This window comes from Dyella sp. SG609, from assembly GCF_012275375.1.
GTDB lineage: Bacteria > Pseudomonadota > Gammaproteobacteria > Xanthomonadales > Rhodanobacteraceae > Dyella_D > Dyella_D marensis.
Genome location: NZ_JAAZQJ010000009.1, coordinates 136,041 through 156,739 on the forward strand (window position 1 = coordinate 136,041; position 20,699 = coordinate 156,739).

Annotated in this window: 13 protein-coding genes; 7 read left to right on the plus strand and 6 right to left on the minus strand. The window is 67.4% G+C overall.

The annotated features are described in order from the left end of the window. Nucleotides 1-598: 598 nt before the first annotated feature. From FHW85_RS16410 to glk, 4 genes are all read right to left on the minus strand, one after another. On the minus strand, nucleotides 599-1,675 hold the full coding sequence (locus tag FHW85_RS16410; protein ID WP_168648962.1) for a heparan-alpha-glucosaminide N-acetyltransferase domain-containing protein: 1,077 nt from the start codon (nucleotides 1,673-1,675) through the stop codon (nucleotides 599-601). Beyond that, entirely contained in the window at nucleotides 1,672-3,948 is a 2,277-nt protein-coding gene (locus tag FHW85_RS16415) for a family 20 glycosylhydrolase (protein ID WP_246866800.1), read from the minus strand. The genes FHW85_RS16410 and FHW85_RS16415 overlap by 4 nt, the downstream gene beginning before the upstream one ends. Before the next feature lie 220 nt (nucleotides 3,949-4,168). After that, complete coding sequence (locus tag FHW85_RS16420; RefSeq protein ID WP_167254888.1) at nucleotides 4,169-6,940, minus strand: TonB-dependent receptor; 2,772 nt, start codon at nucleotides 6,938-6,940, stop codon at nucleotides 4,169-4,171. 98 nt (nucleotides 6,941-7,038) lie between these two features. Continuing rightward, the gene (glk, locus tag FHW85_RS16425; RefSeq protein ID WP_167255393.1) at nucleotides 7,039-8,091 is read right to left on the minus strand and encodes a glucokinase; all 1,053 of its coding nucleotides are present in this window, start codon (nucleotides 8,089-8,091) and stop codon (nucleotides 7,039-7,041) included. Nucleotides 8,092-8,517: 426 nt separating this feature from the next. Here glk and FHW85_RS16430 point away from each other — a divergent pair, with 426 nt between their 5' ends. From FHW85_RS16430 to FHW85_RS16450, 5 genes are all read left to right on the plus strand, one after another. Next, nucleotides 8,518-9,810, plus strand: a complete 1,293-nt coding sequence (locus tag FHW85_RS16430; protein WP_168648964.1) for a sugar MFS transporter — start codon at nucleotides 8,518-8,520, stop codon at nucleotides 9,808-9,810. 95 nt (nucleotides 9,811-9,905) lie between these two features. Then, the gene (locus FHW85_RS16435; protein ID WP_168648965.1) at nucleotides 9,906-11,036 is read left to right on the plus strand and encodes a LacI family DNA-binding transcriptional regulator; all 1,131 of its coding nucleotides are present in this window, start codon (nucleotides 9,906-9,908) and stop codon (nucleotides 11,034-11,036) included. A 37-nt stretch (nucleotides 11,037-11,073) separates the two neighbouring features. Continuing rightward, the gene (locus tag FHW85_RS16440; RefSeq protein ID WP_168648966.1) at nucleotides 11,074-12,108 is read left to right on the plus strand and encodes an SIS domain-containing protein; all 1,035 of its coding nucleotides are present in this window, start codon (nucleotides 11,074-11,076) and stop codon (nucleotides 12,106-12,108) included. After that, a complete protein-coding gene (gene nagA / locus FHW85_RS16445; RefSeq protein WP_168648967.1) occupies nucleotides 12,108-13,268 on the plus strand; it encodes an N-acetylglucosamine-6-phosphate deacetylase in 1,161 nt (386 codons plus the stop codon). The genes FHW85_RS16440 and nagA overlap by 1 nt, the downstream gene beginning before the upstream one ends. A 220-nt stretch (nucleotides 13,269-13,488) precedes the next feature. Continuing rightward, on the plus strand, nucleotides 13,489-15,510 hold the full coding sequence (locus FHW85_RS16450; protein WP_168648968.1) for an alkaline phosphatase family protein: 2,022 nt from the start codon (nucleotides 13,489-13,491) through the stop codon (nucleotides 15,508-15,510). A 103-nt stretch (nucleotides 15,511-15,613) separates the two neighbouring features. On the opposite strand, the gene FHW85_RS16455 is transcribed toward FHW85_RS16450, so the two are convergent. After that, nucleotides 15,614-17,296: a sulfatase-like hydrolase/transferase gene (locus tag FHW85_RS16455; RefSeq protein ID WP_343203709.1), complete on the minus strand. Its 1,683-nt coding sequence runs from the start codon at nucleotides 17,294-17,296 to the stop codon at nucleotides 15,614-15,616. A 246-nt stretch (nucleotides 17,297-17,542) separates the two neighbouring features. Here FHW85_RS16455 and FHW85_RS16460 point away from each other — a divergent pair, with 246 nt between their 5' ends. After that, on the plus strand, nucleotides 17,543-19,528 hold the full coding sequence (locus FHW85_RS16460; RefSeq protein ID WP_168648970.1) for a bifunctional 2',3'-cyclic-nucleotide 2'-phosphodiesterase/3'-nucleotidase: 1,986 nt from the start codon (nucleotides 17,543-17,545) through the stop codon (nucleotides 19,526-19,528). Nucleotides 19,529-19,753: 225 nt separating this feature from the next. Here FHW85_RS16460 and FHW85_RS16465 read toward each other — a convergent pair whose 3' ends face one another. Beyond that, on the minus strand, nucleotides 19,754-20,281 hold the full coding sequence (locus FHW85_RS16465) for a DUF2501 domain-containing protein (RefSeq protein WP_168648971.1): 528 nt from the start codon (nucleotides 20,279-20,281) through the stop codon (nucleotides 19,754-19,756). Nucleotides 20,282-20,415: 134 nt separating this feature from the next. Here FHW85_RS16465 and FHW85_RS16470 point away from each other — a divergent pair, with 134 nt between their 5' ends. Then, nucleotides 20,416-20,565 (plus strand): hypothetical protein, encoded by a 150-nt coding sequence (locus FHW85_RS16470; RefSeq protein ID WP_167254870.1) that lies wholly within the window; start codon nucleotides 20,416-20,418, stop codon nucleotides 20,563-20,565. Nucleotides 20,566-20,699: the final 134 nt, after the last annotated feature.

The window sequence follows — 20,699 nt, forward strand, 5'->3', positions numbered from 1 at the left end:
TAACCTGGGTCTACACGAAACATCAGTGCGTTTACGTAACGGCTTCTTCAACGTGCCGTTGCCGAGAGGACTTTCAGTGACCGAGGCCAGCTTTTGGGCTCAGCCCTGTTCGTCGCGTAAGCGCACGGCGTAGGTTGGGGTGAGCCATAGGCGAACCCCAACATGGCGAGGCGCGGGAAGGTGCGGGTGTTGGGGTTCGCCTGCGGCTCACCCCAACCTACGCTACGGCAAGATTTGACGTTGCGCTCCGCCCGGCCCCTCACCCTGCCCTCTCCCCGGAGGGGAGAGGGGTGTAGTGGTGAGGTAGGCAGGAACGAAGAGCCAAAGCTGGCCTCGTTCCTTGAACATCCTCTTCGCCACGGCACGTTGAAGCAGCCGCTACGTAAACGCACTGCCGTTTCGTGTAGACCCAGGTTAATCAAGTTACCGCAGACGCCCACCGCTCCTTCTAGTCGCGTCGCGAGCCGTTGCTCTTAGGCCATTTCTCTTTGGTTACTTTCTCTTTGGGCCAGCAAAGAGAAAGTGACCCGGGCGCCGGCAGGCGTCCGGAATGCCCGCTGCATAAGCGGCCAGTTCGCGGCCACGCAAAAAAAGCGCACTACAGCTTGAGGTAAACCCGCCGGCGATCCATCGCCCACAAAATCACCCACCAAACAGCGACAAAAACCATCGCATAAGCAAGCGACGCGACATACGGCCCCGCCAACGGCGTAATCCACCCACCGAACACCGTTCGATACAACGGATCCTGTATCCCCAAACCAGGCAGAAGTATCTGCATGAACTCCGAACCGGCGTAGGCGGCCACCGCGTTGACGCCAAACCGCCGCCCCCACGCCGGCCACCCACGCAAATCCACCACCACGTGGAACACCAACAAGGCCAACGTGGCCCACCCAGCCGCCCACAACACAAACGACGGCGTCCAAAGATTCTTATTGAGCGGCAGCAACAGCGCCCACAGCGCGCCAAGCAACACATAGGCAGTGCCACTCAACAGCAACGCGCGGCGATCGTTGCCGCGCAACCCATGCCCCGCACGCAGCCCAAGCAGCGTCGTCGCGATAGAAGGCAGCGTGCCGAGCAACCCCTCCGGGTCATGCCCCAACCCCGTGGCAGGGAAATAGCGATACGCGTAATGACCGAAGACCGCCGTATCGGCACGGCTCACGACATTATGGAACGGCTCCAGCGTGCCGCCGAACACAAGTATCGCCGCGTAGCCGACCAGCAACAGCACAATGGCCCCCCACTGCACCCGCGCATTCGCATAAAGCTGAAACGCGGCCACCGCGCCAAAACAAATGCCGATCCGCTGCAGCACCCCGGGAATGCGCATATGCGCATCCGGCAGGATCAGCGCCGCCGCCGCGTTGATCAGCAAGCCGAGGCCGACGATGCGCAGCGCACGCACCATCGCCGCGCGCAACAGCACCCCGCGGTCCGCGCCCTGCTCCATTCGCGGCGCGATCGCCAACGCCACCGACACACCCACCACGAACAGAAAGAACGGAAACACCAGATCCGTCGGCGTGCAGCCATGCCACTGCGCATGTTCCAGCGGCCAGTACACGTGGCCCCAGTCGCCCGGATCGTTGACCAGCAGCATCGCCGCGACGGTGCAGCCGCGCAGGGCGTCGACCGAGGCGAGGCGATGCGGGCTGGCGGGGGTCATGGCTGGGCGGTCGGGGTCAGGCTGGCGCGCTCGATGCCGTACAGCGGGCCGGTAATGGGAGCGGTGAAGACCAGGCAGAGGTCGTGCACGCCGCGCTTGTCGGGCAATGCGGCGGCGAGCTGGAAGCGGCGTGGGCCGGACGGGTCGGGCAGCGGCATGCTGGCGAGCACTTCGCCGTCGCAGCGGTCCTTGTGCACCACCATTTCGCCGTGCGCGGTCCTGGCCGGACGCGACACCACCAGCTTGGCCTCGTGCGCGAGCTGGAAGTTGCGCTCCAGCCGCACGGCTTCCACCTGGATGCTGCGGATACCGTCGAGGCGCGCCTCGGGATAACGCTGGCAGGTATCGAAGATATTGATGCTGTAGGCCGGCGCCATGCTGGTGGCATCCGGCAGCGGCTGCACGCGCAGGCGGAAATCGCTGCCGGGGCAGTTGCGCAGTTCGGCGTTCTCGCGGGTCAGCAGCTGGGTGGCGTCGAGCACGCGCTCGCGCGGCGCGGCCAGCGGATGGCCGCTGGCATCCAGCGCGATGGCCCGCACGGTGGTGGGCAGCTTCACCTCGAACGGTGCCTGGTAGCGCGGCGATTGCGCGGTGGGCTCGCTGCCATCCACCGTGTAGTGCAGTTCGCCGAACTTCGTCTGATTGCCCAAGGTCACGCTGGCCTTGCCGGCGGCGAGCGCGGCATTGCGGTCCACGTCGATCGATGGCGCGAACGCACTGTCCGCATAGCCCACGTTCTGCGCGCGGTAGCGCGCCAGCTGCGCGGGCAGGCGGGCGAGGAAGCCCGGCCAGTCGCGCGTGGCCACCGGCGACCACACCACTTCGGCCAGCGCGTCCAGGCGCGGGTAGATCGTGTGCTGCAGCAGCGCGTCGCTGGTGATGTATTCGGTCCACACATTGGCCTGGGCGCCGAGCACGTGGCGCGCCTGCGTGGCGTCGAGTTCCTTAGGTACGGCTTCGAAGGCGTAGATGCTGGCCAGGTCCTGCACCGGCTCGCGGCCGGCGCTTTCGTCGGCGCGGTCGCTCTGCAGCTGGTTGAGGTACAGATCCGGCGAGGGCGAGGACACCACGTCGTGGCCCTTCTGCGCCGCTTCGATCGCACCCTTGATGCCGCGCCACGACATCACCGTGGCATCGGCCGGCACGCCGCCTTCCAGAATCTCGTCCCAGCCGATCAGGCGGCGCCCATGCGCTTTCAGGTAGGTGCCCATGCGCGCGATGAACCAGCCCTGCAGCGCGTCCTCGTTCTTCAGGCCCAGCGCATGCATCTTCGCCTGCACCGCGGGCGAGGCCTGCCACTGGTCCTTCACCGCCTCGTCGCCGCCCACATGGATATAGCGCGAGGGGAACAGCGCCATCACTTCGTCCAGCACGTGCTGCATGAACACGAAGGTGGCGTCGTCCACGTTGTACAGATAGGTGTGCACGCCCCAGTCCACCGACACCGGAGGACGCTTGCCGGTCACGCCCAGCTCCGGATACGAGGCGACGGCCGCCTGCGCATGGCCGGGCATGTCCAGCTCCGGCACGATGGTGATGTGGCGCGCGGCCGCATAGGCCACCACGGCGCGGATCTCGTCCTGCGTATAGAAGCCGCCGTAGCGCAGCGGCACGCCGTTGCTGCCGGCATCCGGCGGCGTGCGCCAGGCGCCGGTGCGGGTCAGTTCCGGATAGCGCTTGATCTCGATGCGCCAGCCTTGGTCGTCGGTGAGATGCCAGTGCAGCACGTTGAGCTTGTGCAGCGCCATCTGGTCGATCAGCGCCTGGATCTCGGCGACGCTCTGGAAATGCCGCGCCGAATCCAGCATCAGGCCGCGCCAGGCGAAGCGCGGCGCATCTTCGATATGCACGAACGGCGCGGCGGCCTTGGCCTCGTCCTGGGTAAGCAGCTGCCACAGCGTCACCGCGCCGTGGAACAGGCCGTCGCCGTCGCGCGCCACGATGCGCGCGCCCTGCGCGTCGACGTCGAGGGTGTAGCCCTCGGCCGGCGTGGATGCCTTGGCGTCGTGGCTAAGCATGATGGCAGGCGCGTTGCCTGCCTTGTCGACGATGCGCAGCTCCACGCCGCGGCTGCGCTTGATCTGCCCGGCCAGCCAGCCCGCGGTGCGGCGGCTTTCGGCATCGGCGGCGACCAGCACGGTGCCGGCGTCGATGGCGAAATTGCCGTCGGCGCGGGTGAGCTTGGCAGGCAGGGGAATGAGGGATAGCGGCACGTCGGAGCGTTGCTCCGCGGCAAGCGTAAAAGACGGAAGAATGGCCAGTGCGGCCAGCATCAGGGTCCGGCCAAGGCGTAGTGCAAAAGTCACTGGCTGCGTTCCTCGTCGCTCAAGTCTGGCGTAGGTCGGGGTGAGCGCAGCGAACTCCGACGAAGGCACGTGTCCGGACGTCCGTTGGGGTTCGCTGCGCTCACCCCAACCTACAGCTTTCGGGGCTCCTCCCAAAGAAGGGCCCGGACATGCCGGGCCCAATGGGGAGGTTGTTGCTCAGTGTGCCTCAATACTTCAACCGGAGGTTGAGGTAGTACTGGCGTCCGTTGACGTAGAAGGCGTACGGCTGATTACCGATGCCCGCGACGTTGGTGTAGTACTTGATCTTGGGATTATTGAGGTTCATCGCGTCGAACGACAGCGAGGCCCAATCGTTGATCTTGTAGCCCAGGGACAGCGCGAGATTGCCGAGGCCCGACTGGTAGTACGTGTCGGTGCGGCTGACGCCGGCGAAGAACGACGAACGGTAGGTATAGCTCAGGCGAGCATTGAAGCGCTCGTTCTCGAAGTAACCGGAAACGTTGTAGGTATTCTCCGAGGTGCCCTGCAGCGGCTTGCCCGTGGAGGTGCTGCCGTCGGCATAGGTGTAGTTGGCCGCCACGCCGAAGTTTTCGCCGATGGGCTGCGTGTAAGCCAGTTCGATACCGCTGATATGGCCGTCCACGTTCACTGGCACGCTGACCAGATAAGTGTTGAACACATCCTGGCCGCTGTTGTTGCTCGCGTTCTGGTCCTTGTAGGTGCGGCTGACCGGACCGAAGTTCACGTAGTCCTTCAGATCCATGTAATACGCACCGGCCGACAGCAGGCCGCGTGGCGTGAAGTACCACTCCAGCGCCGCGTCGAAGTTGGTGGAGACGATCGGCTTGAGCTGCGGATTGCCGCCGCTACCGGTATGGGTCAGGTCGTCCAGCGACACCGAGCCCGCCAGCGCGGAGTAATCCGGCCGCGTCATGGTCTGCGACGCCGCGAGGCGGCCGATCAGATCGTCGGTGAAGCTGTACTTGAAGTTGGCGCTCGGCAGGAACTTGCTATACGTGTGGTCGTACTTGCTCTTGTAGTAGGCGCCGAATGCCGAGCCCGTGATCGGGCCCGCCACGGTGTACTGCTCAGGATTGCTGGTGTTGTAGTTGATGTTCTCTTCGGTGCGCACCCAGCGGCCGCCGATGTTGCCGCTCCAGCGCTCGCCGTTGAAGTTGGCCTGCAGGTAGGCCGCCGTGACCTTTTCCTTCACCTTGTAGATGTTCTGCCAGTTGAAGCGCGCCACCGGGTCGCGATTGGCGAACTGGCGGTCGATCTGGGCGAGCTGGCCCGGCGTGTAGTACCAGATGTTGCCGGGTACGCTGCCGCCAAGATCGCTGGTGAAGTCGCTCGGATAGTTGGCATGGCCGGCCGGATAGTTGGCGGGGTTCTGCCAGTCGGTGGCGAAGTTCGGGCCCTGGCCGATGTCGCTCTTGTTCTGACGGGTGTGGTCCGAATAGCGCGCACCGAAGTCCAGCGAGGACAGTACGCCGCGGTCCAACGCCCATTCGCCGTCGCCGCCGATCCAGTTCTCCTTGTCGGTGACCTCAATGGCCTGATCGCCGAAGATCCAGCCGTCCTGCGGACGGATACCTGAAGGCGTGCTGTTGTCGCCGCCCAGCGACCAGCTGGCCGGATGATCGAGTCCGCTCATTGCCCACGAAGCGCCACCGCCGCCGCCCGTACCCAGCTCGAGCACATCCTGGGTGGGACTGCTGCCCTTGCCCTTGGTGGTGCCGACCTGTCCCTTGAAGGTGAGCGACTGGGTCGCGCGCCATTCGCCGTCCAGGGTGACGTAGCGCGACTGTGAAGCCGCGCCCGGGCGGGAAATCTGGTCGTAGACGCCCCACGAGGTGTTGGTGCACGGCGTGGCGCCGCACATCACGCTGGGATCGGTCACCTTCGGATAGACGGCGTTGGTGATCACGCCGTTCTTCACCGAGTAGCTGCTGGGCACCAGATACGGCGCGAAATGGCTGCTCCACAGCATGTAGTTGCGGTTGTAGTTGTCCGCTTCGAGCTTCGAATAGAAGCCGCTCAAATTCAGCGTGACGGTGTCGCTGGGCTTGAATTCCAGGTCGATCACGCCGCCCTTGCGTTCACGCTGCTGCGTGAAGAGCGTGGCGCCGAGCAGGTTCGGGTATGACAGGCCGGCGAGCTTCGGATCGGCCACGGCAGCCGGGTCGGTGGCGGCGATCTTGCCGTAGCCGCCCACCACTTCCTGGCCGTTGCGCTGCAGGCTGCGCTTCTCGTAGAAGCCCTGCACCATCACGCCGAAGGTGTTGTCGTTGTTCTTCCAGTTGAACAGGCCGCTGAACTGCGGCTTGGTATCGCTGGGCAGGTCCGAATAGACGCCGCCAATGGAAGCTTCCGCGGTGAGCTGCTTGGCGAACTCCAGCGGCTTGCGCGTGATGATGTCTACCGAGCCGGCGCTGCCGCCCTCGACGATCTTCGCCTCGGAGCTCTTGTGCACTACCACCTGGCTGACGATTTCGGACGGCAGCAGGCTGTAGCTCACACTGCGTCCCACCGTCTGCACCTGGCTCAGCACGAACCAATCGCCGGTGCCCACGGTGTGTCCGTTGACCAGAGTCTGGGTCATGCTGGGATTGGTGCCGCGCAGGCTGACGCGGTCGGCTTCATCGAAGCCGCCCTCGCTGGCGCTTGACGAGCTGATGTTCACGCCGGGCAGGCGCTGTAGCGTGTCGGCCACATTCTTGGCCGGCAGCTTGCCCACGTCCTCGGCGGTGATGACGTCGACATGCGAGTCGGCGTACTTCTTGAATTCGATCGATTCTGCTTCGGTGTCGCGGATGCCGGTGACCACGACCGTGCCCAGCTCCTTGGCTTTGTTCTTGTCGGCACGGTTCTGCGTGGTGCCGGCATTGCTGGTCTGGGCATCCTGCGCGAAGGCGGCGCCGGAAAGACAGAGTCCGGCGATGATGCTGGCGGCTAGTAGCGTCTTGCGGTGTGACATGGTTTCCTCCCCTCAAAGGATCGCTGGTGCGGATGCAATGGCGACGTCGATATCCGCTAGGCGGTAACAGGGCTCGCGCCCGGTGGTTGCTACGCTGACTACGATGGCTGTGTTGCTGCGCTTTCCGGCGGATGCATGCTGCTGCCGTCCAGGTACATGCCAGCCGCGCCGATGACGCCGAGCTGGCCGTGTTCCATCAGGCGCACGGGCACTTGCTGCAAGAAGGCCCGCATCACGCCCTTGTTGAAGAAGCGCTCGCGGAAGGTGCTGGCCAGCAGCACTTCGCGGATCTGCGGCAGGATGCCGCCGGCGAGAAACACGCCGCCGCGCGCGCCGTAGAGCAGGGTGAGATCGCCGACGAAGCTGCCGAGCAGGCCGCAGAACACGTCCAGCGCTTCCACCGCCGCGGCATCGCTGCGCTCCAGCGCGGCGCGGGTGATGTCGCTGGGCTTGGCCAGCACCGGCGTTTCGGCGCGCAGCACGCACAGCGCGCGGTAGAGATTGAGCAGGCCGGGGCCGGACAGCGCGTGTTCGAACGACACGTACGGACGCTCGCCCGACAGCACGCGCAGGATCTCGATCTCGCGCTCGTTGCCCGGCGACAGGGCGATCTGCCCAGCTTCGGTCGGCAGCACCGTGGCGTGCGGCTTGCCCGGCAGCAGCACCGCCGAACCCAGGCCGGTGCCCGGGCCCATCACCAGCACGGGGCCGGCGCCGCCGGGCGTCTGCGCCTCGATCACCGGCGTGGTGTCGGCCTGCACCAGGAACTGGGTGGCATAGGCCACCGCCTCGAAATCGTTGACCACCGCCAGCTGCTGGATGCCTAAGCTGTCGCGGATGTCGCGGATGGACACCGGCCAGGGCAGGTTGTCGTTGACGATGGCATCGCCCAGCACGTAGCCGGCGCTGGCCACGGCGCACTGGTCCACGTGCACGGTGCCGCCGAGCTGGCTGACGAAATCCTTGAGCACGGCGGTGAGACTGGGCCATTCGGCGCAGGCGTAGCGGTGGTACTGCAGCACGGTCACCGGCCGCGCGCCGTCCGGGCGCTGGCTGACCAGCCCGATCCGCGCATGGGTGCCGCCGACATCCGCCGCCAGGAAAAGCGCGCCCTGCGAGGCACCCTTCAGCCCGACGCCCTGGTTGGCCAGTTCCGCCACAAGCCCCTCCCCGTTTCACGATCGACGCGGTCACGCCGACGTCATGCTGTTGTCACAGCCCCCGATGGAGGCGGAATATGGGAGCGCGATGACAACGTTGTCAACAGGTCGAATTTCCTAGACCCGCAAAGACGTTTCCGCGACGCAGCAAACACTTCGCCATAACGCAGGTGACGGCAATGCCAAAAGCCCGCCGATCCGCATGGTTGCGCCACTTAGCACGGTTTTTGCCGGATCCGGAACGGCCATGCCGCGGCGCGCCATGGCCGGGCGGACAGGGGGATGACCCGGGCTGCCCCGCCCTGGCCGGCCGGGAACGCCGATTGACAACGTTGCTAGTTAGCGCCGATAAAACGAGCGGGAGGCGACGCGGCCCGCGGGCTGTCGTCGGCATCGGCACATTCGGGGAGTCACTACATGTCGTCCACAACGCTAGCTACCGGCGATACGCACGCCCAGGCCTCCGGCCTGGTGCCGATGCTGATCATCGGCCTTCTGTTCTTCATCTTCGGCTTCGTCACCTGGCTCAACGGGCCGCTGATCACCTTCGTCAAGCTGGCGTTTTCCCTGGACGACGTGAACGCCTTCCTGGTGCCGATGGTGTTCTATTGCTCGTACTTCTTCCTCGCCCTGCCCTCGTCCGCGGTGCTCAAGCGCACCGGCATGAAGAAGGGCATGGCGCTGGGCCTGTTCGTGATGGCGGTCGGCGCGGTGCTGTTCGGCCAGTTCGTGTCGATGCGCGTGTACGGCGGCGCGCTCTCGGGCCTGTTCGTGATCGGCGCGGGCCTGGCCCTGCTGCAGACGGCGTCCAATCCGTACATCAGCATCCTGGGTCCGATCGACAGCGCCGCGCAGCGCATCGCCTTCATGGGCATCTGCAACAAGATCGCCGGCGCGCTGGCGCCGTTCGTATTCGGCTGGCTGGTGCTGAGCGGCATCGACACCTTCGACCAGCAGGTCAAGGCCGCGCCGACGCCGGAAGCGCGCGAAGCGCTGCTCAACACCTTCGCCGCCAAGGTGCACATGCCCTACATGGCGATGGCCGGCCTGCTGGTGGTGCTGGCGGTGTGGGTGCTGCGCTCGCCGCTGCCGGAGATCAAGCCGTCGGGCGCCAACAGCGAGACGGAAATCGGCCACGCCAAGGGCAACCTGCTGAGCTTCCCGCACCTGTGGCTGGGCGTGCTGTGCCTGTTCCTCTACGTGGGCGTGGAAGTGATGGCGGGCGACGCCATCGGCACCTACGGCCAGGGCCTGGGCCTGCCGCTGGACGCCACCAAGCATTTCACCTCGTACACGCTGATCGCCATGCTGGCCGGCTACCTGGCCGGCCTGGTGCTGATCCCCAAGATCATTTCGCAGCAGAGCTACCTTGCCGTGTCGGCCGTGCTCGGCGCGATCTTCACCATCGGCGCCTGGCTCACCACCGGCTATACCTCGGTGGGTTTCGTGGCCGCGCTGGGCTTTGCCAACGCCATGATGTGGCCGGCGATCTTCCCGCTGGCGATCAAGGGCCTTGGCCGCTGGACCGAGGCCGGCTCGGCGCTGCTGATCATGGCGATCGTCGGCGGCGCGCTGGTGCCGCAGGCCTTCGTGCACCTGAAGCAGCACTACGACTTCCAGCTGGTCTTCATGCTGCTGATGGTGCCCTGCTACCTGTACATCCTGTTCTACGGACTGCGCGGGCACCGCGTGGGCCAGCACGTGCCGTGAGGTAAGTCAGGCGGGGCCGTTGTCACGGCCGTGCCATCCTCGCTGCAACTTGCTGGGCTACGATGCCCGTCCTGTTTCCCCCGGAGTCTCCCGCGTTGCGCAACCCCACCATCAAGGACGTCGCCAAGTCGTCCGGCGTCTCGCTGAAGACGGTCTCCCGCGTGATCAACCGCGAGGCCTCGGTGCGTGCCGACACGCGCGAAAAGGTGGAGCGGACGATCCAGGCGCTCGGCTACCAGCCCAATCCTTCCGCGCGCGGCCTGCGCAGCACGCATGCGTATGCGATCGGGCTGGTCTACGACAACCCCAACGCGCACTACGTGATCAGCATGCAGGAAGGCGTGCTGTCGGCCTGCCGCGAACGCGGCTTCGGCCTGCAGATCCACCCTTGCGATTCCTCCTCGCCCGGCCTGGAACAGGAACTGTGCGCCCTGGTGGAACGCAACCGCCTGGCCGGCCTGGTGCTGGCGCCGCCGATGTCCGAGCAGCATGAGCTGGTGAGCGCGCTGTCGGCGCAGGGCATCGACTTCGTGCGCATCATTTCCTCGCGCGACGACCCGCACGACGGCTCGCCCTGCGTCTACGTGGACGACCGCAGCGCGGCCTATGCCATCACCGAGCATCTGATCCAGCTCGGCCACAAGCGCATCGGCTTCCTGTGGGGCGAGCCGCATCACCGTTCCAGCCCCGAGCGCTACCAGGGCTATGCCGACGCGCTGAAGGACTACGGCGTGGTGCAGGACCCGAAACTGGTGCTGCCCGGCCGCTACGCATTCGACGACGGCTTCCGCGGCGCGCGCAACCTGCTGGCGCTGGACGATCCGCCCACCGCGATCTTCGGCAGCAACGACGAGATCGCCGCCGGCGTGCTCGCCGCGGCGCGCTCCAGCGGGCTGGACGTGCCGTGGGATCTGTCCATCGCCGGCTTCGAGGACAGCCCGTTCTCCAAGCAGGCCTGGCCGGCGCTGACCACCGCGCGCCAGTCCACCCGCGAGATCGGCCGCCACGCCGCGCTGCATCTGATGGCCGACCTGCAGCGCGAGAACGGCGACGCCGTCGCCGAGCCGCCGAACGAATGCTTCATCCCCGAGCTGGTGGTGCGCGGCTCGACCGCGCCGCCGAAGAACAACACCCCGAAGCACGCATCCAGGAATGCTCCCGCCAAGAGCGCCTCCGCCAAGAACACCTCCCCCAAGAGCGGCACGCGCCCGACCCGCAAGGCTTGACGCGCCGCCGCTGCACGCATCACCGAGAACGCCATCCATGAAGCAAGCCAGCGACACCCTGATGTACCGCGAGGCCCACGAGGCCGCCGACGTGGTCGAGCGCCAGCTCGCCGCCAATGCCGGCGTGCTCAAGGCCCTGGGCGAACGCCTGCGCGCCGAGCCGCCGCGGTTCATCGTCACCTGCGCACGCGGCAGCTCCGATCATGCGGCGGCGTATGCCAAGTACGTGTTCGAGACGCGGCTGGGCCTGCTCACGGCCTCGGCCTCGCCGTCGGTCGCCTCGATCTACGACGCCGACCTGAAGCTGGACGGCGCGCTGTTCCTGGCCATCTCGCAGTCCGGCAAGAGCCCCGACCTGCTGCGCAGCGCGCAGGCGGCGAAGGATGCGGGCGCCCTGGTGGTGGCGATGGTGAACGTGGAGGACTCGCCGCTGGCCGCGCTGGCCGACACGGTGATTCCGCTGCGCGCCGGCCCCGAAGTGAGCGTGGCGGCAACCAAGAGCTACCTCGCCACGCTGGCGGCGGTCCTGCAGCTGACCGCGCACTGGGGCAACGACGACACCTTGCACGCCGACGTGGCGCGCCTGCCGGCCGACCTGCGGCGCGGCTGGGACGCCGACTGGAGCGCGCTGGTCGACGGCCTGCGCGAGGCGCGCAACCTGTTCGTGGTCGGCCGCGGCTATGGCTTCGGGCCGGCGCTGGAAGCGGCGCTCAAGCTCAAGGAAACCTGCGGCCTGCACGCCGAGGCGTTCAGCGCGGCGGAAGTGAAGCATGGCCCGATGGCGATCGTCGGCGCGGGTTTCCCGGTGCTGTTCTTCGCCCAGGGCGACGACACGCTGGACAGCACTCTGGCGGTGGCCGAGGAATTCCGTGCGCGCGGCGCGCGCGTGCTGGTGGCCAAGCCCGGCGCCAGCGGCCCGGACGCGCTGCCGCTGCCGGCCGGCATGGATTCGATCGTCACCCCGCTGCTGGCCGTGCAGAGCTTCTATCGCGCGGCCAGCGAATTGGCGCTGACGCGCGGCTTCGATCCGGACGTGCCGCCGCATCTGCGCAAGGTGACGGAGACGGTGTGATGAGCGCAGCGCAACCGCTTACCGCCCTGGTCAATGGCCGCGTGCTCGGCGAACACGGCACGCGCAACGATCTCGCCGTGCTGCTGCGCGGCGGCCGCATCGAGGCGCTGGTGCCGGCGGGCGATGCTTCGCTTAGCTACGCCGAACGCCACGACCTGCAGGGCCGCCTGTTGCTGCCCGGCTTTATCGACGTGCAGGTCAACGGCGGCGGCGGGCTGCTGTTCAACGCCGCGCCCACCGTCGAAACATTGCGCGGCATCGCCGCCGCGCACCGCCGGTTCGGCACCACCGGCATGCTGCCGACGCTGATCACCGACACCGCCGACGTGATGCACGCGGCGCTGGAAGCCGTGGACGCGGCCATCGCCGAAGGCGTGCCGGGCATTCTCGGCATCCATCTGGAAGGCCCGTTCCTGGCACCGGCGCGCAAAGGCATCCACGACGCCAACCTGTTCCGCCTGCCCGATGCGGCCGATATCGCCGATATCGCGCGCCGGCACCGCGGCGTGGTGATGATGACCCTGGCGCCGGAACGCGTGCCGCTGGAAACCATCCGCCAGCTCAGCGCCGCCGGCGTGATCGTGGTGGCCGGCCATACCGCCGCCGACTACGCCACCACGCGCGCCGCGCTCGATGCCGGCGTCAGCGGCTTCACCCATCTGTACAACGCGATGACGCCGCTGGGCAGCCGCGAACCCGGCGTGGTCGGCGCGGCGCTGGACGATCCGCATAGCTGGTGCGGCCTGATCGTGGATCTGCACCACGTGCATCCGGCCAGCCTGCGCGTGGCCATCGCGGCCAAGGCGCGCGGCAAGAGCGTGCTGGTCACCGACGCCATGCCGCCGGTGGGCGCGGACGATCCCACCTACGTGCTCAACGGCCAGACTATCGTGGCCCGCGACGGCATCTGCCAGAGCGCCGACGGCGTGCTGGCCGGCTCGGCGCTGGACATGGCCACCGGCGTACGCCACCTGGTCAACGCCGTAGGCCTGCCGCTGGCGGAAGCCTCGCGCATGGCCAGCGCGTATCCGGCCGCCTGGCTGGGGCTGGAGCGCGAGCTGGGCCGCATCGTGGCCGGGCAGCGCGCGGATTTCGCCGTGCTGGACGACGGCCTGGCCGTGCGGGAAACCTGGATCGGCGGCGTGCGCTACGCCGCTTAGAGCCCCTCTCCCTCTGGGAGAGGCGTTGGGGTGAGGGTACGGGCGGAGCGCAAGGGTGATGTGCATCGCTTCGCCCGTACCCTCATCCGGCTGCCGCCACCTGCCTCGCTGCCCGCGTGCTCCCGGCGGGAGAAGGGTTCAAGTCCCGGCGGCGACACCAAACTGCAACACCCTTTGCCCAGCATGGCCGGCTCGCTCCTCCCATCGACCGAGGTCTCGCATGCCCCCGCTCCATCGCCGCGCCCTGAAATCCGCGGCCGCCCTGCTGCTCGCCGCCATCTACGCCAGCCCCGCCCTGGCGGCTCCGCACCGGGTGATCCTGTTCGTATGGGACGGCATGCGCCCCGACGCGGTGAGCGAGGAGGACACGCCTAACCTGCTGGCCCTGAGCAAGCGCGGCACCTGGTTCGAGGACAACCACTCGACCTACCCCACCTTCACCATGGCCAACGCCTCCACCTTCGCCACCGGCAGCTTCCCGGGCCCTCTGGGCTTCTACGGCAACCGCTTCTGGGCGTCGCGCGAGACGGGCCTGAAGAGCGAGCCGGTGGCGCGCACCACCACCGGTGAGGACGTCAGCTTCCGCAACCCGGTCTACACCGAGGACGACCTGGTGCTGCGCGCGCTGGACAAGGCCAGCAAGGGCGACCTGCTGGAACTGCCCACGCTGTTCGCCGCCGCGCAGAAGGCGGGGCTGAAGACCGCGGCCATCGGCAAGTCCGGCGCGGCCTTCCTGCAGAACTACCGCCTGCCCAACCAGGGCGACCCGGACAAGGTCGGCCTGCTGCTGGACGAGCGCGTCGCGCTGCCGCTGTCCTTCGCCAAGGAGCTGCAGGCCGCGGGCTATCCGCTGCCCAAGACCGCGCCGAACATCTACGCCGAAGGCGAAGTGACGCTGAGCGAAGAGAACGCCGACCCCACCGAGCGCGCCAAGGCCGCCAAGCTCAAGGACGGCGCCACCAGCGACGCCACCGCCGGCGGCGACACCCCGCCCACCGCGGCGAACGCGTGGATGATGAAGGTCTACCTGGACCAGGTGCTGCCCAGGCACAAGCCGGACCTGAGCGTGGTGTGGATGCGCAATCCCGACACCACCCAGCACATCTACGGCGTGGGCGCGCCGGAATTCCATCTCGCGCTGCAGGCGCAGGACGCGCTGCTGGGCCAGCTGGAAGCGAAGCTGCGCGAGCTGGGCATGGCCGAAGACACCGACATCATCGTGGTCTCCGACCACGGCCACAGCAATATCGCCGGTGCGCGCGACCTGTTCCCGCTGCGCCAGATCAACGACGGCCGCGTGGCCGGCGTGGACAACGAATGGGGCTATTCAGTCTCCGGCGGCATCCGCATGGCGCACGAGCTGAGCACGCGCGGCGGCATTCCGTCCTTCGACGGCCTGGGCTGCGTGTACTCGCCGGTGATGACCGGCATCCGCGCCGACGGCTCGCAGCTGCTGCCGACCCGCTACGACGACGACGGCCGCCTGTGCGGCAAGCCGATGCCCTACACCACGCCCAGCTACGTGGTGCCGGACAAGCTGCCCAAGGGCGCGCTGGTGCTGGCGCCCAACGGCGGCACCGAATATTTCTACCAGCCCGAACACAACGCCGAGGTAGTGAAGCGCGCGGTGCGTTTCCTGCAGTCGCGCGAGTACGTGGCGGCCGTATTCGTGGCCAGACGCTACGGCGACCTGCCGGGCACCCTGCCGGCGGAGAATGTGCATCTGGAGAACGCGGCGCGCGGTCCGGACATCATCGTCAGCTATGCCTGGGACGCCGATGCGGTGATCCAGGGTTTCCGCGGCACCGAGTACTCCACGGTCTATCCGGAATCGCCCAGCGAACGCGGCGAGCACGGCAGCTTCAGCCCGATCGACGTGCACAACACCTTGCTGGCCGCCGGCCCCAGCTTCCGCGGCGGCTTCCGCGACGCGCTGCCAAGCGGCAACGTCGACGTGGCCCCGACCATCGCCGCCCTGCTCGGCCTGAAGCTGCCCCAGGCGCAGGGCCGCGTGCTGAGCGAGGCGCTCGGCGGCGCGCTGGGCAAGGCGGCGGACAGCTATCGCGTGACGCCGACGGAACTGCGCCCGGCGCAGGCGTCGACCGGCCTGAGCATGCAGCGTGTGGACGGCAGTGCGTTGCCGGCTTCGAGCTACAACTTCAGCCTGCAGTTGAAGCAGCTCGAGAGTGCGGATGGGAAACGCTGGACGTATTTCGATTACGCCAAGCCCGAGCGTCACTGACGCCCGGCGTAGGTTGGGGTGAGCCACAGGCGAACCCCAACATCGGCACGTTCAAACGCATCGCATCGTTGGGGTTCGCCTGCGGCTCACCCCAACCTACGCCTTACTCTTCGTACACGTGCAGGTGGTTGAAGGTCCACGCGTGGTACGACTTGACCAGGTCCTGGTCGATGCAGTCGGTGTACAGGCCCTTGCAGCGCTCGCGCAGCACCGTGGCCGCGGAGAAGTACGGATCCATCGGCACGCCCGCCGCCTGCAGCACCATGTTCGGCAGGTGGGCGATGTCGAGCATCGGGTAGTTCGGCAGCGTCCGGCCCGGCACGTTGCTCTTGATCATGTAGTAGGACAGATAGTCCTTGTACGGCTGCAGCGCCGGCGGCCAGCTGCGCTCCATCTGGCGGATCAGGCCGTTGAACGAGGGCTGGTGGTCGCCGAAATGCATCAGCACGGTGGGCTCGGGGCGATTGAGAAAGGCCTTCTCCAGCTGCGCCATCGCGACATCCGAGTTGTGCAGGTTGGAGAGATAGGTGTTGAAGTTCAGCGCCGGCTTCTCCGCCAGGCCTTTCAGCAGCGGACGGTTGAACGGCGCGGGCAGGGTGGACAACGGATCCATGTCGTGCGGCCCGTGCTGGGCCAGGGTCAGGATCATCACGAACACCGGCTGGCCCGGCTTCTTCACCTTGTCGTAGACGCGCTTGGCGGCGTCGAACATCTGCGCGTCGGTTTCCTCCCACTCGTCCAGCCCCAGGTCCTTGGCGTCGTAGAACTGGTCGAAGCCATAGGCCGTGTACGCGTTGCGGCCGTTGAGGAAGGCGCCGTTGGTGGGGTAGATCGCCACGGTGAGGTAGCCCAGGCGCTGCAGCTGCTGCGGCAGCGAGTCGCGCACGTGCGGCGCCAGCACGTAGGGCGCGTACATGCCGCCGGGACCGAAGATGTCCTGCGGCATGCCGGTGAGCACGGCGAATTCGCTGACCCAGGTGCCGCCGCCGAAGGTGTGCACGCGCAAGGGGCCGTGGGCCAGCGTGTACTTGTCCGGCTTGAACATCTGCACGCGGCACTGCGGCACGTTGCACACGGTGAAATTGGACGGGTCGAAGGTGCTTTCCTCCAGCACCTGCACGATGTCCGGATACGGCGGCTCCGCCGCGCCGTGGCCGCCGTGCGCGGTGGCGCTCCACTCCTGCTCGGCCAGGGTGTCGTCGGTCATCGGCGGCAGCGAGACGTTGGAGTCCTGCAGGTTGACGAAGAAGTTGGTGAGCTGGGCGTCGTCCGACAGCTTCTGCCACGCATTGCGCGCATGCACCTGGGCGAACGGGCCGTTCGGCAGCAGGCAGACCCAGAACGCCAGCGCGCAGGCCGCCGCGCCGCCGACGCGCACGGCCAGCGCCTTGGGCCGCGACAGGCCGTTCAACATGCGCCGGTCGCCGCGCCATACCAGCCACAGGCCCAGCGGCACCAGCACCGCCACGCCCAGGCTCAGTTCCCACAGGTGCGGGTAGTGGGCCAGGGTTTCGACCAGGCTGGAACGCAGGTAATAGACGAAGTCCGACGGCATCAGCGGCGCGTCGAGGTATTGCTGCTTTATTTCCGAAATGAAATCCAGGCCCAGGAACAGCGCGCCGGTCACCACCAGCGCCATGGCCACGCGCGCGAACGCGAACAGCAGCACGCCGCAGGTGCACAGCATCAGCGCAAAGACGAAGCTCTGCTGCTGCAGCACGGGTTCCTGGCCGGCGGTGGCGCGCACGCAGCCGGCGAAGAACAAGGTGGCACACAGCCACGCCACGCTGTTCCGCGTGAAGCGAAACGACCATCTCTGCATGTTGCGTTGGCCCCCTGTTCCGGCCGGTCCGTCATCAGGGCGCCATCTTACGTTCTCATTTCTTTCACAGACAGAACCAGAGGTAACAGGCAGCCCGCGCCGCGCAAGGGTTCAGCCGGCGTTGCCCGGTGCCCATGCGGGGCCGAGGCATCGCCCGCCATGCCGATCTGCTAGCTTGCGCGGCTTGCTTTGGTCCGTAGGGAATCCACCATGCCGCTCCGCCAGCTCCCCCTCGCCGCCCTGACCGCCGTGCTGCTCGCCGGCTGCGCCGCCCAGGGCGCCCGCACCGACCGCGTGCCGGACGGCAGCCACGCCCAGGTGGCGATCCTGGAGACCACCGACATCCACTCCAACGTGCTGAGCTACGACTATTACAAGCTCAAGCCGGATGCCACGGTGGGCTACGAGCGCACCGCCACCTTGATCCGCCAGGCCCGCCAGCAGTATCCGAACAGCTTTCTGTTCGACAGCGGCGACACCATCCAGGGCAGCGTGCTGGCCGACTACGAAGCCCAGGTGAAGCCGGTCGGCTGCAAGCAGGAGCTGTCGATCTACGCCGCCATGGACGCCATCGGCTACGACGGCGGCACCGCCGGCAACCACGAGTTCAACTACGGCCTGCCGTTCCTGTCGCAGGCCACCGGCACGCCGATGAACGTCGACGGCGGCCGCAGCGACCGCTGCGCCGGCCCGCATTTCCCGCTGGTGCTGGCCAATGTGTTCAGCGCGCGCGACGGCGCGCCGATCTTCAAGCCGTGGACGGTGGTGGAGAAGACCATCCAGGTCGACACGCCCGGCGGCGGCAAGCGCGCCGTGCCGCTGCGCGTGGGCATCATCGGCTTCACCCCGCCGCCGATCCTGGAATGGGACAAGCAGAACCTGGAAGGCAAGGTCACCGTGACGGGCGTGGTGGAAGCGGCGAAGAAATACCTGCCGGAACTGCAGGCCCAGCATCCGGACCTGATCGTGGCGGTGCTGCACGGCGGCCTCAACACGGCCACCTATACCTCCGACATGGAAAACGGCGGCTGGTACCTGGCCGCCGTGCCCGGCATCGACGTGCTGCTGCTGGGCCATTCGCACACCGAATTCCCCGGCCCGCACTACCAGGACATGCAGGACGTGGACGCCCGGCGCGGCTTCGTGCGCGGCGTGCCGGCGGTGATGGGCGGCTTCTTCGGCAAGGACCTGGGCGTGGTCGAGCTGGCGCTGGCGCGCCGCGACGGCCGCTGGACGGTCGACAAGGAGCACACCCACAGCGAAGTGCGCCCGATCTGCCCGAAGAAGAACGAATGCGTGGCGGCCGACCCCGCCATCGCCCCGCTGGTGGCCCAGGCGCATGCGGCGGCCGTGGCGCACGTGAGCACGCCGATCGGCGAGACGCGCCTGCGGCTGAGCAGCTATTTCGCCGACGTGGGCAATATGACGGCGCTTTCGGTGGTCAACGCCGCCGAGCGCGACTACGTGCAGGCCGAGCTGCCCAAGACCCATCCGGAACTGGCCAAGGTGCCGGTGGTGGCCTCGGCCGCCGCCTTCCGCACCGGCTTCGGCGGCCCGGACGACTACACCGACGTGCCGGCCGGCCCCTTGAGCCTGCGCAGCGCCGCGGACCTGTATTTCTATCCGAACACCCTGGCCGCGGTGAAAACCGACGGCGCGGGCCTGAAGGCGTGGCTGGAGAAGTCGGCCGAGCGCTTCCGCCAGATCGACCCGTCCGCCACCGCCGAACAGCCGCTGCTCAACGACCGCATGCCCGGCTACAACTTCGACCAGCTGCAAGGCGACATCAGCTATGTGATCGACGTGACCAAGCCGGCCGGCGCACGCATCGTCGACTTGCGCTGGAAGGGCAAGAAGGTGGATCCGCAGCAGCCCTTCGTCATCGTGACCAACAACTACCGCGCCAGCGGCGGCGGCAATTTCCCGGGCCTGGACGGCAAGAACATCGTGCTGGCGGCGCCGGACGGCACGCGCGAGATCCTGGCCAAGTGGCTGGAGCGCCAGCGCACGCTGGATGCGAAGGCCTTGCCGAAGCGGTCCTGGCGCTTCGCGCCGGTGAAGACGCGCGGCCCGGTGGTGTTCAAGGGCGCGGCCGGTAAGGAAGCGGAGGCGCGCGAGGCCGGGGTGAAGAACCTGCGGCAGGTGAAGGACAACGGGGACGGGACGGCGGTGTACGCGATCGACCTGTCCAAATAAACCGCCACCTGCCCCCTCTCCCCGCCGGGGAGAGGGCTGGGGTGAGGGGGACCTACGGAGCGGTGAAGCAGCAACGCAAAAGCAGGCGTCACTTCGTCGATACCTCGTGGCAAGCACCCGCCCCTCATCCGGCTGCCGCCACCTTCCTCGCTCCTCGATGCAGAGCACATCCATGTGCTCTCCCCGCGTGCTCCCCGGCGGGGAGAAGGGTTTCACCAGGCAGCACTACATCCCCAAAAACGACTTGCCCTGCTTCAGCACCGTGTCGCACACCTTGGTGGTGATCTGCGACTTCAGGTCGCTGGAACCGCCGCCCACGCTGGACAGGTCCAGGCTCTTGCCATTGCTGCCCTGCAGGATGCCCTTGGCGCCGCTGAGATAGCTCGGATCGCGGCTGGGATCGCCGCCCGCCGGCTGGCTGGAGTTCTTCTTTTTCTTGCCCATCAGCCCGCCCAGCACGTCGCCGCCCGAGGCCGCCTCGCCGCTGGTGGAGGCGCCGCCGCCGGCACCGAGCTTGCCCATCAGCTGGTCCTTGATGCCCGAGGCGCCGGAATCGCCGCCGAGGTAGTTGTTCTTCACGCAGTACTGCAGCAGGCCGGCGACGTTGCCCATGCTGCCGGAGCTCATCGAGCTGCCGCCTCCGCCCAGCAGTCCGCCGAGCTTGCCTAGGTCCTGCGCGCTGCCGGTGCCGCAGGCCAAGGCCAGGCAACACGCCAGGCCGCTGGCGGCGAAGCCGCGGGTGCGCTTGTTCATGGGGATCGCTCCTTGTTGTTGAGTCCGCGGGATTCAACACCGCGCCTCGTTACGCGGGTGTCACTGCGGCCTGCTCCTAAAGTTTCAGTTGCACCTGTTGACTGCGGTGCAGCATGGCCCGTATGGTCGGTCGCATGTCGCCGATTGCTTCCTCCATCCGCATGCTTTCCAACCCGGTCCTCACCGGGCGCATGCCGCTGGCCGGCGCCATCGCTTCCTCCGCCACGATTATTACCACCGGTACCGGTACCACCGGCCACGGGTGGGTGTCCGCGCGCGAGTAGCTTCATCACACGCAACGGCCCCGCCCCTCGAAGAGGCGGGCCGGGCCACTCCGAACCGCCAAGCGAGAGACGGGGCTCCCAACCCAAGGAGACCTCCGTGAACGCCCTCGCCCCACAACTGGAACATCCCAAAC

Excerpts from the sequence above, each read along its gene's own strand:
- FHW85_RS16410 (WP_168648962.1), bottom strand. The coding sequence starts at position 1,675 with ATGACCCCCGCCAGCCCGCATCGCCTCGCCTCGGTCGACGCCCTGCGC.
- FHW85_RS16415 (WP_246866800.1), bottom strand. The coding sequence starts at position 3,948 with ATGCTGGCCGCACTGGCCATTCTTCCGTCTTTTACGCTTGCCGCGGAG.
- FHW85_RS16420 (WP_167254888.1), bottom strand. The coding sequence starts at position 6,940 with ATGTCACACCGCAAGACGCTACTAGCCGCCAGCATCATCGCCGGACTC.
- FHW85_RS16430 (WP_168648964.1), top strand. The coding sequence starts at position 8,518 with ATGTCGTCCACAACGCTAGCTACCGGCGATACGCACGCCCAGGCCTCC.
- FHW85_RS16440 (WP_168648966.1), top strand. The coding sequence starts at position 11,074 with ATGAAGCAAGCCAGCGACACCCTGATGTACCGCGAGGCCCACGAGGCC.
- nagA (WP_168648967.1), top strand. The coding sequence starts at position 12,108 with ATGAGCGCAGCGCAACCGCTTACCGCCCTGGTCAATGGCCGCGTGCTC.
- FHW85_RS16450 (WP_168648968.1), top strand. The coding sequence starts at position 13,489 with ATGCCCCCGCTCCATCGCCGCGCCCTGAAATCCGCGGCCGCCCTGCTG.
- FHW85_RS16460 (WP_168648970.1), top strand. The coding sequence starts at position 17,543 with ATGCCGCTCCGCCAGCTCCCCCTCGCCGCCCTGACCGCCGTGCTGCTC.
- FHW85_RS16465 (WP_168648971.1), bottom strand. The coding sequence starts at position 20,281 with ATGAACAAGCGCACCCGCGGCTTCGCCGCCAGCGGCCTGGCGTGTTGC.
- FHW85_RS16470 (WP_167254870.1), top strand. The coding sequence starts at position 20,416 with ATGTCGCCGATTGCTTCCTCCATCCGCATGCTTTCCAACCCGGTCCTC.